The 14,037-nt window shown below is 60.5% G+C and carries 12 protein-coding genes; 7 read left to right on the top strand and 5 right to left on the bottom strand.

Annotation, left to right across the window (positions count from 1 at the left end; genetic code table 11):
• Positions 1-80: 80 nt before the first annotated feature.
• The gene (gene tkt / locus AC1ROI_RS07540) at positions 81-2,078 is read right to left on the bottom strand and encodes a transketolase (protein ID WP_102593718.1); all 1,998 of its coding nucleotides are present in this window, start codon (positions 2,076-2,078) and stop codon (positions 81-83) included.
• A 273-nt stretch (positions 2,079-2,351) separates the two neighbouring features.
• Here tkt and AC1ROI_RS07535 point away from each other — a divergent pair, with 273 nt between their 5' ends.
• The 4 genes from AC1ROI_RS07535 (at position 2,352) to AC1ROI_RS07520 (ending at position 6,960) form a co-directional block, all read left to right on the top strand.
• Positions 2,352-3,347, top strand: coding sequence for an ArsR/SmtB family transcription factor (locus tag AC1ROI_RS07535; protein ID WP_010466932.1), 996 nt, complete (start codon positions 2,352-2,354; stop codon positions 3,345-3,347).
• Positions 3,348-3,365: 18 nt separating this feature from the next.
• Positions 3,366-4,556: a methionine adenosyltransferase gene (gene metK, locus AC1ROI_RS07530; protein ID WP_010466931.1), complete on the top strand. Its 1,191-nt coding sequence runs from the start codon at positions 3,366-3,368 to the stop codon at positions 4,554-4,556.
• 239 nt (positions 4,557-4,795) lie between these two features.
• A complete protein-coding gene (gene ligB, locus AC1ROI_RS07525; RefSeq protein ID WP_102593717.1) occupies positions 4,796-6,469 on the top strand; it encodes an NAD-dependent DNA ligase LigB in 1,674 nt (557 codons plus the stop codon).
• Positions 6,470-6,564: 95 nt separating this feature from the next.
• Positions 6,565-6,960 carry a DUF1090 domain-containing protein gene (locus AC1ROI_RS07520; protein ID WP_010466929.1) on the top strand — a complete coding sequence of 132 codons (396 nt, stop codon included), beginning with the start codon at positions 6,565-6,567 and terminating at the stop codon, positions 6,958-6,960.
• Positions 6,961-7,037: 77 nt separating this feature from the next.
• Here AC1ROI_RS07520 and AC1ROI_RS07515 read toward each other — a convergent pair whose 3' ends face one another.
• A complete protein-coding gene (locus AC1ROI_RS07515; protein WP_102593716.1) occupies positions 7,038-7,487 on the bottom strand; it encodes a c-type cytochrome in 450 nt (149 codons plus the stop codon).
• 128 nt (positions 7,488-7,615) lie between these two features.
• On the opposite strand from AC1ROI_RS07515, the gene mltA reads away from it, so the two are divergent.
• Positions 7,616-8,800 carry a murein transglycosylase A gene (gene mltA, locus AC1ROI_RS07510; RefSeq protein ID WP_102593715.1) on the top strand — a complete coding sequence of 395 codons (1,185 nt, stop codon included), beginning with the start codon at positions 7,616-7,618 and terminating at the stop codon, positions 8,798-8,800.
• A 145-nt stretch (positions 8,801-8,945) separates the two neighbouring features.
• Here the strand turns inward: mltA and AC1ROI_RS07505 are convergent, their stop codons facing one another.
• Entirely contained in the window at positions 8,946-9,329 is a 384-nt protein-coding gene (locus AC1ROI_RS07505; protein ID WP_010466926.1) for an MAPEG family protein, read from the bottom strand.
• 40 nt (positions 9,330-9,369) lie between these two features.
• Positions 9,370-10,203 carry an EamA family transporter gene (locus tag AC1ROI_RS07500; protein WP_010466925.1) on the bottom strand — a complete coding sequence of 278 codons (834 nt, stop codon included), beginning with the start codon at positions 10,201-10,203 and terminating at the stop codon, positions 9,370-9,372.
• Between the two features lie 284 nt (positions 10,204-10,487).
• Between AC1ROI_RS07500 and AC1ROI_RS07495 the strand changes: the two genes are divergently transcribed.
• A complete protein-coding gene (locus tag AC1ROI_RS07495) occupies positions 10,488-11,657 on the top strand; it encodes an MFS transporter (RefSeq protein WP_010466924.1) in 1,170 nt (389 codons plus the stop codon).
• A gap of 170 nt (positions 11,658-11,827) precedes the next feature.
• A complete protein-coding gene (locus AC1ROI_RS07490) occupies positions 11,828-13,093 on the top strand; it encodes a cation:proton antiporter (RefSeq protein ID WP_010466923.1) in 1,266 nt (421 codons plus the stop codon).
• Here AC1ROI_RS07490 and AC1ROI_RS07485 read toward each other — a convergent pair whose 3' ends face one another.
• On the bottom strand, positions 13,094-13,981 hold the full coding sequence (locus AC1ROI_RS07485) for a formate/nitrite transporter family protein (RefSeq protein ID WP_077747243.1): 888 nt from the start codon (positions 13,979-13,981) through the stop codon (positions 13,094-13,096). It lies immediately after the preceding gene.
• Positions 13,982-14,037 lie beyond the last annotated feature (56 nt).

Raw genomic sequence — 14,037 nt, 5'->3', positions numbered from 1 at the left:
TTGTCTTGAAAACAACGCGATCCCTTGTAGGAGCGAGGCTTGCCCGCGAAGACTTCAGCCCCGATAACGCTACTTCTGGATCAGTCTTCCAGCAGCTCTTCAGCCTGGCCCAGGATGTTTTCCAGGGTAAAGCCGAACTCTTCGAACAAGGCAGGCGCAGGCGCCGACTCACCGTAGGTGGTCATGCCGATCACGCGGCCTTCCAGGCCCACGTACTTGTACCAGTAGTCCGCGTGCGCGGCTTCGATGGCGATACGGGCGCTGACTTGCAACGGCAGAACCGCTTGCTTGTAGCCGGCGTCCTGGGCATCGAACACGTTGGTGCACGGCATCGAAACAACACGCACCTTGCGACCTTGCTCGGTCAGCTTGTCGTAGGCCTGAACCGCCAGACCGACTTCCGAACCGGTGGAGATCAGGATCAGCTCAGGCTCGCCTGCACAGTCCTTCAACACGTAACCGCCACGGGCGATATCCGCGATCTGCAGCGCGCTGCGTTCCTGATGCTGCAGGTTCTGACGCGAGAAGATCAGCGCCGAAGGGCCGTCCTTGCGCTCGATGGCCTGTTTCCAGCAAACGGCCGATTCAACGGCATCGGCTGGACGCCAGGTGTCGAGGTTCGGTGTGCTGCGCAGGCTGGTCAGTTGCTCGATCGGCTGGTGAGTCGGGCCGTCTTCGCCCAGGCCGATGGAGTCGTGGGTGTAGACGAACACCACGCGCTTCTTCATCAGCGAAGCCATGCGCACGGCGTTGCGGGCGTATTCCATGAACATCAGGAAGGTGGCGCCGTAAGGCACCAGACCGCCGTGCAGGGCCACGCCGTTCATGATCGCGCTCATGCCGAATTCGCGAACGCCGTAGTACATGTAGTTGCCGCTGGCGTCTTCAGCCGAAACACCTTTGCAACCTTTCCACAGGGTCAGGTTGGAACCGGCCAGGTCAGCGGAGCCGCCGAGCAGTTCAGGCAACAGCGGGCCGTAGGCATTCAGTGCGTTCTGGCTGGCTTTACGGCTGGCGATGGTCTCGCCCTTGGCCGCAACTTCAGCGATGTAAGCCGAGGCTTTTTCCGCGAAGTCTTCTGGCAGATCGCCGCCCAGGCGACGGACCAGTTCGTTGGCCAGCTCAGGGAAAGCCGCAGAGTAGGCAGCGAAACGCTGATCCCACTCGGCTTCGGCCGCGCGGCCAGCTTCCTTGGCGTCCCACTCGGCATAGATGTCAGCCGGGATTTCGAACGGACCGTGGTTCCATTTCAGCGCGGCACGGGTCAAGGCGATTTCCGCGTCACCCAATGGGGCGCCGTGGCAGTCTTCTTTACCTTGCTTGTTCGGCGAACCGAAACCGATGGTGGTCTTGCAGCAGATCAGGGTTGGCTGATCGCTTTTACGCGCGGTTTCGATCGCGGTCTTGATCTCTTCCGGGTCATGACCGTCGACGTTGCGGATCACCTGCCAGTTGTAGGCTTCGAAACGCTTGGGCGTGTCGTCGGTGAACCAGCCTTCTACTTCGCCATCGATGGAGATGCCGTTGTCGTCGTAGAAAGCGATCAGCTTGCCCAGGCCCAATGTACCGGCCAGGGAGCCAACTTCGTGGGAAATGCCTTCCATCATGCAGCCATCACCCAGGAACACGTAGGTGTGGTGATCGACAACATTGTGGCCAGGACGGTTGAACTGCGCCGCCAGGACTTTTTCAGCCAGGGCGAAACCGACGGCGTTGGCCAGGCCTTGGCCCAGAGGACCGGTGGTGGTTTCAACGCCCGGGGTGTAGCCGAATTCCGGGTGACCCGGGGTGCGGCTGTGCAGTTGGCGGAAATTTTTCAGGTCATCGATCGACAGGTCGTAGCCGGTCAGGTGCAGCAGCGAGTAGATCAACATCGAGCCGTGACCGTTGGACAGCACGAAGCGGTCACGGTCGGCGAACGATGGATTGCTCGGGTTGTGCTTCAGGTAGTCACGCCAAAGTACTTCGGCGATATCCGCCATACCCATCGGGGCACCGGGATGGCCGCTGTTGGCTTTTTGCACGGCATCCATGCTGAGGGCACGAATGGCGTTGGCACGCTCACGACGGCTGGGCATCGCTGTTCTCCTGCGGGTTCTGTATCGAGAGTGAATAAAACGAAACGGAAAAAAGGCGAGCATTTTCCCTCACCCACCCGCCTCGGGGCAATGACAGATAGTCATCTGGAGGCGTTTTTCCAATTGTTAACAGCGGTTTCGACTGATGAAACCTTTCTGCAGTTCGTTTGTTGACTGAACCTAACGTCTGGAAGTGCCATCTATCGACCAATATCAAAACTTTTTGATATTGCCCTTGCGGTGATTTCTGAGCGTCACTAGACTGCTGGCCTTATGAATTTACGCGTGCCTTCCATTCAACATGACGATTGCGATGAGCTGGCGGCCCTGTGCAAGGCCGGCGGTGATCCTCTGCGGCTGAATGTATTGCGCGCGCTGGCCAACGATTCGTTTGGCGTACTGGAACTGGCGCAGATCTTCGGTATCGGTCAGTCCGGCATGAGCCACCACCTCAAGGTCCTGGCCCAGGCCGACCTGGTGGCGACCCGCCGTGAAGGCAACGCGATTTTCTACCGTCGCGCCCTGCCCCACACCGACCTGCTGGGCGGCAAGCTGCACGCCGCCTTGCTCGAAGAAGTGGACAACCTGACGTTGCCGGCCGATGTGCAGTCGCGGATCGCTCAGGTCCATGGACAACGAGCGGCGGCCAGCCAGGACTTTTTCTCACGGGTGGCGGAGAAGTTTCGTGCCCAGCAAGACTTGATCGCCGGCCTGCCGCAATACCGCGAAAGCGTGGTGGCGCTGCTCGACAAGCTGAGTTTCAGAGACGGCGCGACGGCCATTGAAGTCGGCCCCGGCGACGGTGAATTTTTGCCGGAACTGGCGCGCCGCTTCACCGAGGTCACGGCGCTGGACAACAGCCCGGCGATGCTCGAACTGGCGCGCCAGGTCTGCGAACGTGAAACGCTGGCTAACGTCAGCCTGCAACTGGCCGATGCATTGAATGGCGTGAGCCTCAAGGCCGATTGCGTTGTACTGAACATGGTGCTGCACCATTTCGCCGCGCCGGCCGAAGCACTCAAGCACATGGCCGACTTGCTGCAACCGGGCGGTAGCCTGCTCGTGACAGAGTTATGTAGCCACAACCAGAGTTGGGCCAGGGAGGCCTGCGGTGATCTGTGGTTGGGGTTTGAACAGGACGATTTGGCCCGTTGGGCCACCGCTGCGGGACTCGTTCCCGGGGAAAGCCTCTATGTAGGCTTACGTAATGGTTTCCAGATCCAGGTCCGCCATTTTCAGCGACCGGCTGGCGACACTCACCATCGGTAAATTCAGGAAAAAATCGAGATGAGCGAATACTCCCTCTTCACCTCCGAGTCCGTGTCCGAAGGGCACCCGGACAAAATCGCCGACCAGATTTCCGATGCGGTGCTGGACGCCATCATTGCTGAAGACAAGTTCGCCCGCGTAGCGTGCGAAACCCTGGTTAAAACCGGCGTGGCAATCATCGCAGGTGAAGTCACCACGTCGGCCTGGGTCGACCTGGAAGAGATCGTGCGTAACGTCATTCTGGACATCGGCTACAACAGCTCCGATGTCGGCTTCGACGGTGCCACTTGCGGCGTGATGAACATCATCGGCAAGCAGTCCCCTGACATCAACCAGGGTGTCGACCGCGCCAAGCCTGAAGATCAGGGCGCCGGCGACCAGGGCCTGATGTTCGGCTACGCCAGCAACGAAACCGACGTGCTGATGCCAGCACCGATCACCTTCTCGCACCAGCTTGTGCAGCGCCAGGCCGAAGCCCGTAAATCCGGCCTGCTGCCTTGGCTGCGCCCGGACGCCAAGTCGCAAGTGACTTGCCGTTACGAAGGCGGCAAGGTCGTCGGTATCGACGCCGTTGTACTGTCGACCCAGCACAACCCTGAAGTGTCGTACAAAGACCTGCGCGAAGGCGTGATGGAGCTGATCGTCAAGCACGTGCTGCCTGCCGAACTGCTGACCAAAGACACCCAGTTCCACATCAACCCGACTGGCCAGTTCATCATTGGCGGCCCGGTGGGTGACTGCGGTCTGACCGGTCGCAAAATCATCGTCGACAGCTACGGTGGCATGGCCCGTCACGGCGGCGGCGCGTTCTCCGGCAAGGATCCATCGAAGGTTGACCGTTCGGCAGCCTACGCCGGTCGTTACGTGGCCAAGAACATCGTTGCTGCCGGCCTGGCCGAGCGTTGCGAGATTCAGGTTTCCTACGCGATCGGTGTTGCCCAGCCGACTTCGATCTCGCTGAACACCTTCGGCACCGGCAAGATCAGCGACGACAAGATCGTCAAACTGGTCCGCGAAATCTTCGACCTGCGTCCATACGCGATCACCACCATGCTCGACCTGCTGCACCCGATGTACCAGGAAACCGCTGCGTACGGCCACTTCGGTCGCACCCCGGCAACCAAGACTGTGGGCGAAGACACCTTCACCACGTTCACCTGGGAAAAGACCGACCGCGCCGACGACCTGCGTACTGCAGCCGGCCTGTAAGACTTTCCTGGCGGTACCAAAAGCCCCGCACGGTTCGCCGTGCGGGGCTTTTTATTGGTTTTCGCTTTACACCGGATCGCCCCCATCGCGAGCAGGCTCGCTCCCACATTAGTCCTGTCATGCGCCAGCGTTGCCCTCACTGAAGATCCAGCCCGGAAACACCAGGCAAAACACCCACTCCTTCCTAAAAAAAATACTGACTAACCTTCAAGCATCCCCCCTGAGCAAGGACGCTCACGATGCTTCTGCGCCTGTTTTCCGCTTTGTTCCTGACCCTGCTTTGCCTGAGCTCGAACGCTGCCGACTGCCCCGACTGGTCACCCGCCCGCGCCCTGGACGAAATCACTGCCCTGCAAAAACAGATCGATTTCTGGGACGACAACTATCACCGCCACGGACGCTCGCTGGTCGCCGATGAAATCTATGATCAATCCCGCGCGCGATTGAGCGAATGGCGTGAGTGCTTTGATTTGAGTCTGGCGCCCGACCCCTTGCGCACGGCGGGCGGCAAGATGGCCCACCCCATCGCTCACACCGGCCTGGAAAAACTGCGTGATGGCGGAGCAGTCGAGCATTGGCTACGCGAGCGCAATGACATCTGGATACAACCCAAGGTCGACGGCGTGGCCGTGACGCTGATCTATCGCAACGGCTCGCTGCATCAGGCGATCAGCCGCGGTAACGGCGTCAATGGCCAGGACTGGACCGCCTCGGCCCGACAGATTGCGGCCATTCCCCGGCATCTGCCGCAACCTTTGGATGTGCTGGTGCAAGGCGAACTCTACTGGCGCCTGAACGACCATGTGCAAGCCAAGGCAGGCAGCCTCAACGCCCGCTCCACGGTGGCCGGGTTGATGGCCCGCAAAGAGCTGACCGCCGAGCAGGCAGGTGGTATCGGGTTGTTTGTCTGGGATTGGCCGCAGGGTCCGGCAAGCCTGCCGGCGCGCGTGGCGGCTCTCGATGAAATGGGTTTTCCGGGCACGGCGCCCTACAGTCAGCCGATCAAGGTGTTTGCCGACGCTGAACGATGGCGCGATCACTGGTATCGCACGCCACTGCCCTTCGCCAGTGACGGCGTCGTTTTGCGCCAGAGCCAGCGACCACCGGCCGAACGCTGGCAGGCGCGCCCCTCCTTCTGGAGCGTTGCCTGGAAGTATCCGTTCGCCCAGGCACTGGCCGAAGTGCGCAAGGTCCACTTCAAGATTGGTCGCACAGGTCGGATTACTCCGGTGCTGGACCTGACGCCGGTGAAGCTGGATGACCGACAGATCAAACGGGTAAGCGTCAGCTCCCTGCGACGCTGGGAAGAGCTGGATGTCCGCCCTGGGGATCAGGTGTCCATCAGCCTGGCGGGACTGACCATTCCAAGGCTCGATGGCGTCGTGCTGCGCAGTACCGAACGCACTGAATTAAACGTGCCATCGGCAGCAAACTTTCACCATTTGAGTTGCTGGCAACCGACATCAGGCTGCGAGAGCCAATTCCTCGCGCGACTGACCTGGCTCAGCGGCAAGCAAGGACTGGCTTTGCCCCATCTCGGCCCTGGCACCTGGGAGAAACTTTTCGAAACAGGCCGCCTCGACAGCCTGTTGGATTGGTTGACCCTCGATGCTCAAGAGCTTGCTAACATTGATGGCTTCGGCGAACGCAGCGCGGCTCGTCTTCTAAACAGCTTCAACAGCGCACGGCAACGCCCTTTCGCTCGCTGGCTCAAAGCCTTGGGGTTGCCGCCGACCGGCCAGGCACGGCTTGCCGATTCATGGCAGGAACTGGCGAATAGAAACACCGAACAATGGCAGGCAGAAGCAGGTATCGGCCCGGGACGCGCAGCGCAATTGAGCGCCTTTTTCCGCGACCCGCACGTCCTGGCACTGAGTCAAACATTACGTATGGCCGGGATTGACGGCTTTTAAACACCGAGCCCCGGCAGCCCGGGAACCCAAAGGGGCCGACGGGCTCAAACGCCCATCGCCACATCGACCCGATTGTCTTCGCACTTGGAGCTTTTATGAAATTTCTTTCACCACTCGCCTTGCTGACCCTTTGCAGCGTGATGGCCGCTCCCCTGATGGCCGCCGAAGAAGCCCCGGGGCTGACCGGCTGCGCCGCCAAGAAACAGGGGATCATCAATCAGATCGAACTGGCCAAATCCCACGGCAATGCTGAACAGCAGGCTGGCCTCGAAACGGCCCTGAGCGAAGTCACCACCCATTGCACCGACGCCTCGCTGAAGAAAGAACGGGAAAACAAGGTGCTCGACGCCAAGCATGAAGTCAGCCAGCGCCAGGCCGATCTGGACAAGGCCATGAAGAAAGGCGATCCGGACAAGATCAACAAGCGCAAAGACAAACTTGCCGAGTCCCGAAAGGAATTGCAGAACGCGCTCGACGAGTTGGACAAGTAACCCCCGAATTGTGCGAGGGAGCTTTTGTGACGAGGGGCTTGTCGGAACGCCCCCTCGCCACAGGAATGCATTGCCAATCAATGATCCCGAAACTCTTTATGGCAGGCACTACAGGCATCTTCGACTTTCTGCACCGCCGGGCCCAGGTTACTGGCCTTGTAAGGCTGAACCTTGCTGGCAATCACCAATTCACCGGTGGCGGCTTCAAGGGTGCGCACCATGTCCTGGAAGCGTGCCTGCTGCTGCCACACATTGTCCGTGGCGCTGCTGTGATCTTCTTCACGCACTTGCGGGAAATGTTTCCAAGGCTCACGGGACAAGGTGTCGAGTTTCACGGCGCCTTCGGCAAATTTCGGACCGTCGAACGGGATACGACCACGCAACATACCGCCCAGGTCTTCACCGGTCTTGAGCATCTGTTTGAAGATCGCCTTGCGTTGTCCCAGCGGCGAATTCGGATCAACGCCACCGCAGGCAGACAAGGTCAGGCAGGCCAGCAATACAACAGAAAGTCTTTTAAGAGTCATGGTGGCTTCAGGTCACGGGAAACGGCGGCCAGTATCCTCGTGTCATCGGCAAAGACCAATAGCCCTATTATCAATACGGGTTGTTTGAGCGCATGGAGCACTCAGGCAACCGACAAAGGAATTACTCCATGAACAGCCGTTTCAAGGCATGGCGTCACCACCTCGTGTGGACTCTTCCAATGGTGGCCGTGCTCGCCGGCTGCACCGGCGGCGATAAAGACACCCCTAAAACCCACGCCCTGGCGACCTACTCCAGTACCAGCTGGGAAGCATTGCCGGCGGTGTCCGACAATGACCTGGTCGCCGGCTTCGGCTCGTGGCGCAGCGCCTGCACCCGACTCAAGGCCGACCCGGTCTGGGGATCGACCTGCGCGGCTTCCGCCAATGTGCCGCAGACCGCCAGCGACATTCGAGGCTTCCTCAAGCAGAACCTCGACGTCTACGGCCTGCGCGCCGCCAATGACAATCCCAACGGTTTGATCACCGGCTATTACGAGCCGGTCTACCCGGGCAGCCTGACCCAGACCGAAGTGGCGAGCATTCCGGTGTACGGCGTGCCCGAGGACATGATCATTGTCTCGCTGGACAGCATCTACCCGGAACTCAAAGGCAAACGCCTGCGCGGACGCCTCGAAGGTCGCGTGCTCAAACCTTACGACGATGCGGCAACGATTGAGACCAATGGGGTAAAGGCGCCAGTGGTTGCGTGGCTGACCGACCCGATGAACCTGCAATTCCTGCAAATCCAGGGTTCGGGTCGCATCCAGCTCGACGACGGCCGCCAACTGCGCATTGCCTATGCTGACCAGAACGGCCATCCCTATCGCCCCATCGGGCGCTGGCTGGTGGAGCAAGGCGAGCTGAAGAAGGAAGACGTGACCATGGGCGCCATCAGCACGTGGGCAAAAGCCAATCCGTCGCGCATTCCAGAACTGCTGGGCAGCAACCCCAGTTACGTGTTCTTCACTCGCAACCCGGACAGCAACGAAGGGCCACGCGGCTCGCTGAACGTTCCGCTGACGGCCGGTTACAGCGCGGCAGTGGACCGCAAAGTCATTCCGCTGGGCAGCCTGTTGTGGTTATCCACGACAAAACCGGACGGTACTGCACTGATACGGCCCGTGGCGGCGCAAGACACTGGCGGCGCGATTGCCGGCGAAGTGCGTGCGGATCTGTTCTGGGGCACTGGCGAGGCGGCCGGGCAATTGGCCGGGGACATGAAACAGCAAGGGCAGATCTGGATGCTCTGGCCTAAAGGCGCGGCGTTGCCGCAAGTGCCGCAGGTTGCCGATGCGGCGAAGGCCAACCCGTAAGCCTTGTATTTGCAGTTAGATAGTCATCGCGAGCAGGCTCGTTCCCACAGTAGATCTCGGTTGTACACAGCATTTGTGTTCACTGAAGATCAACTGTGGAAGCGAGCCTGCTCGCGATGAGGCCAGACAAATCACCGCAATACTTTCAGACCGACACCACAAAGAAACTGGCAATCAACCCCATCCCCACAAACCACACCAGCGACCGCAATATCGCCCAGTCCGCCAGGTAGCAAATGATGTACAGCAGCCGACTGGTGATAAACAGCACCGCCAGCACGTTGACCGTCACCAACTGCGCCGTGCCCACCAGATGCGCAACAATCACAGCGATCGCAAACGCCGGGGTCACTTCAAAGCTGTTCAGTTGCGCCGCATGCGCGCGCCTGCCCAGACCATTGAGCGACTCGAGAAAGTCCCGGGGGTCATGGTTGTCTTGCAGCCTGAACCTGCCACTGACCTTGGCGATGACCGTGCAGAGATAGGGCAGGAAAATCGCGATCAAAACGCACCACAGAGCAACCGTCATAAAGCAGTCCTTTCTTCAGTTTTGGAATGTTGAGTGCCCGTTAGAACTTCATGACCAAAATACCGATCAGTACGAGCCCACAGGCTAAGAGCCTTGGCCTGCCGAAAGGTTCTTTCAGGTAACGCATGCCGAACAGCACCACCAGAATCACGCTGATCTCGCGCAACGCCGCCGCTTCGGCAATCGACCCCAGCTGCATTGCCCACAGCACCAAAGCGTAGCTGAACAACACGCAGAACCCGACCGCCAGCCCCAGCCGCCACTGTTCACGCCAAAACAGCATGAACGCCGTGCGCTTGCTTACCAGCGCCAGCAACGGGAACGGCCAAGCGCTGAGCAACGTGACCCAGACCAGATAGTCCAGAGGGTGCGACCAGCGCCGTAACGCCTGGCCATCGATGAAGGTGTAGCAGCCGATGCACAGGCCGATCAGCGCCACCACCGGCAACATCGACCACGGCAGACGCGCACCACCACCGCCCTGCCAGAGCAGGCACAGCATGCCAAACGGAATCAACAGGATTCCGAAGATCTGCTGATTCGTCAGCACTTCGCCAGCGAAGATCAGCGTCAGTGCCAGCACCACCAGCGGCGACAGCCCACGCATCAACGGATAGACCAACCCGAGGTCGCCGACCCGATACGCCTGGATCAGCAGATAGCGATAGAGCAGTTCGAACGCCGCCGACGCCAGAATCCATGGCCAGATTTCAATCGGTGGTAGCGCCACGAACGGCAGCATCAGGGCGACAAACAGCATCGCGACGCTATCCATGCAGGCCACCACCAGCAGCCGTTCGGCGCTGAATTTGATCAGGGTATTCCACGCCGCGTGCAACAGCGCCGCCACCAACACCAAAGCCGTCGCAAGCACGGCACGCTCCTTTTATTGACCGCCGCGCCCCTGTCGGAGCCAGGCTTGCCGGCGAAGGCAATCTCAAGGACGCCTTCGCCGACAAGCCTGGCTCCTACAGGACACGCGTGGATAATTGATTCGCCATATGTCAGCAGCTGTTTATACTGCAAGCGACCACGCCGCACTCAGTTGCGCACAGACTAATTCCAATAATTTCTGCCCCTGCCCGCGCTCATCGAGAACGGTCATCGGCATGCGTATGCCTGATCAAAGCGTCAAGACTACCGACAGAGACCTTGCGCATGCCACTCGCCTTGCTCGCCCTCGCTGTTGCCGCGTTCGGCATCGGCACCACTGAATTCGTCATCATGGGTTTGCTGCCCGACGTCGCCCGCGACCTCGCCGTGAGCATTCCCCACGCCGGCCTGCTGATCACCGGCTACGCCCTGGGCGTGGTGTTCGGCGCGCCGATTCTTGCGATCGGCACCGCCAACATGCCGCGCAAAGCCACGCTGCTGGGCATGACGCTGATGTTCATCCTCGGCAACGTGCTGTGCGCATTGGCACCGAACTATGCCACGTTGATGGCCGCGCGAGTGGTCACCGCGCTGTGCCACGGTGCGTTCTTCGGCATTGGCTCGGTAGTCGCGGCGGGCCTGGTTGCACCGAACAAAAGGGCGCAGGCCATTGCCATGATGTTCACCGGCCTGACGCTGGCCAATGTGCTCGGCGTGCCGTTGGGCACCGCGCTCGGGCAATACGCCGGTTGGCGTTCGACGTTCTGGGCGGTCTCGGTGATCGGGGTGATTGCAGCCCTCGCGCAGTGGCTCTGGCTGCCGAAGGACATCGCGATGGACAAGGCCAACCTCGCCAGCGAGTTCAAAGTGCTGGGCAAGGTCAATGTGTTGTTGGCATTGGGCATGAGCGTGCTGGCGTCGACCAGTCTGTTCAGCGTGTTCACCTACATCGCGCCGATTCTGCAGGACATCACCGGGGTCAGCCCCCATGGCGTGACAATCATGCTGTTGTTGTTTGGCGTCGGCCTGACGGCGGGCAGCATGCTGGGCGGTCGCCTGGCGGACAGCCGATTGCTGCCTTCATTGGTGGGCATGGCGCTGGCCGTGGCAGTGGTATTGGCGGCCTTTAGCCAGACCAGTCACTCGGTGATTCCGGCGGCGATCACACTGGTGCTGTGGGGGATTTTCGCGTTTGCCCTGTGCCCGATTCTGCAACTGCTGATCATCGATCAGGCGCATGAAGCGCCGAATCTTGGCTCGACGCTGAACCAGAGCGCCTTCAATCTCGGTAATGCGGCCGGTGCGTGGATCGGCGGGCTGGTGGTTGCCAGCGGTGCGGATCTGGCGGATCTGCCGTGGACCGGTGCGCTGGTCAGTGGCCTGACGGTGCTGGCCGCGCTGTTCTACATCTATCTGCAACGCCGCGGTGCGACTGCGGTCAATGTGTCCGGCTGAATCATTGCGTCGCTGCTGACACCGCTATCGCGAGCAGGCTCGCTCCCACAGTGGATCTCCAGTGCACACAGATTCTGTGTACGACCGAATTCCATGTGGGAGCGAGCTTGCTCGCGAAGAAACTGACTCGGTGCAACTGCCTTAACCCCCCCCCCATCCAAGGACCCCGGATGCTCGAACTTGTCGCTGCCTTTATCTGCCTGACCACACTCCTCACCTACGTGAATTTCCGCTTCATCGGCCTGCCTCCGACCATCGGTGTCATGGTCACCGCGCTGATGTTTTCCCTGCTGCTGCAAGGCCTGAGCTTGCTCGGCTACCCCGGCCTCGAAGAGCGCATTCAGCAGTTGATCAGCCAGATCGACTTTGGCGATCTGCTGATGAACTGGATGCTTTCCTTCCTGCTGTTCGCCGGCGCCCTGCACGTCAACCTCAATGACCTGCGCAGCTACCGCTGGCCTATCGGGCTGCTGGCGACCTTCGGCGTATTGATCGCCACGGCGGTGATCGGCAGCCTCGCCTATTACATTTTTGCCCTGTTCGGCTGGCACGTGAGCTTCCTTTACTGCCTGCTGTTCGGCGCGCTGATTTCCCCCACCGACCCGATCGCGGTCCTCGGCGTGCTACGGACTGCCAATGCGTCCAAGCCTCTGAAAACCACCATCGTCGGCGAGTCGCTGTTCAACGACGGAACGGCCGTGGTGGTGTTCACCGTGTTGCTGGGCATTGCGCAACTCGGCGAGACCCCGACCGTCGGCGCCACAGCGATGCTGTTCGCCCATGAGGCAATTGGCGGCGTGCTGTTCGGTGGGCTGATCGGTTATCTGGTGTACCTGATGATCAAGAGCATCGAGCAGCATCAGATCGAGGTCATGCTGACCCTGGCGCTGGTGATCGGCGGCTCGGCCATGGCGTCGGAGCTGCATGTGTCCGCCCCCATCGCGATGGTCGTCGCGGGTCTGATCATCGGTAACCTGGGCCGCAACCTGGCGATGAACGACATGACGCGCAAGTACCTGGACGGCTTCTGGGAATTGCTCGATGACATGCTCAACGCCCTGCTGTTCGCTCTGATCGGCATGGAGCTGTTGCTGCTACCGTTCAATTGGCTGCACGTGCTGGCGGCGAGTTTGCTGGCACTGGCGATTCTGCTTTCGCGCCTGCTGACGGTCGCGCCGGCCATCGTGCTGCTGCGGCGCTGGCGCACCGTGCCGCGCGGGACAATCCGGATTCTGACCTGGGGTGGTTTGCGCGGCGGTGTTTCGGTGGCCCTGGCCCTGGCCCTGCCGCTGGGCCCGGAGCGCGACTTGTTGCTGAGCATCACCTACATCGTGGTGCTGTCGTCGATCCTGCTGCAGGGTTTGAGCATCGGCAAACTGGTCAAGCACGTGACCCGGGATGAGCCTGCGCCAGCGGCACAGGCCGAGCATCACTGATTACTTTTTGCTCTTCTGCGGATCAGGCTCTGACGCCTGATCCGCCGTCTTCTTCGGCGGACCGCTCTCGCTACGGATCTGCGCGTGGCTGATCAGCGCGAAGATGAAGCTGCCGCCGATGATGTTCCCCGCCAGCGTCGGCCCGGCGAACACCAGCCAGAAATCCTTCCACGGCAACTCGCCGGCAAACACCAGGTACGAGACCTCGGCCGAACCGACCACGATGTGGGTGAAATCCCCCAGCGCCATCAGGTAAGTGATGAGGATGATGATCCACATCTTGGCGCTCTCCATGGACGGGATCATCCAGACCATGGTGGCAATCATCCAGCCCGACACGATGCCTTTGGCGAACATCTGGCTGGCGTCGTTTTCCATGATCTTGCGCCCGATATCGAGGAAGGCCAGGTCGGTCTTGCTGTCGAAAATCGGCAGATGGAGCATCACGTAGGCCACGAGCAGCGTGCCGCAAAGGTTGCCGACCAGCACCACCGACCACAGGCGTAGCAATCGCCCGAAATTGTTCAGTGTGGGTTTGGTCATGATCGGCAGCACGGCCGTCAGGGTGTTCTCGGTGAACAACTGCTGACGGGCGAGGATTACCGCAAGAAAGCCAGCGCAATAGCCGAAACTGGCGATCACCTTGAAGCCTTCACCGTCCGGCAGTCGGGAATTGAGCAGTCCCATGGCCATCAGCGACAGGCCCATGGTCAGGCCGGCGGCGAGTGCCGACCACCACAAGGCGGCGACGCTGCGTTCGAGCTCCTGATCGCCCTGGGTGCGGATGATTTCATGCAGCACCGCGGCCCGCGGTGGCTGGTTTTTGTCGACGTCGTGCTGTTCTTCCGGCGACAGGTTTGGGGTCTTGCCGTCTTGCTTGATGTCCATAGCGCTCCGGAACAGGTGATGTGTCATGTAGGTACGACACGCGCGGCCCGGAGCTG

This window comes from Pseudomonas sp. GW823-FHT02C02 (assembly GCF_058797635.1).
The sequence above is the reverse complement of the archived record's forward strand: the minus strand, read 5'-3'. Positions and strand labels throughout refer to the sequence as shown.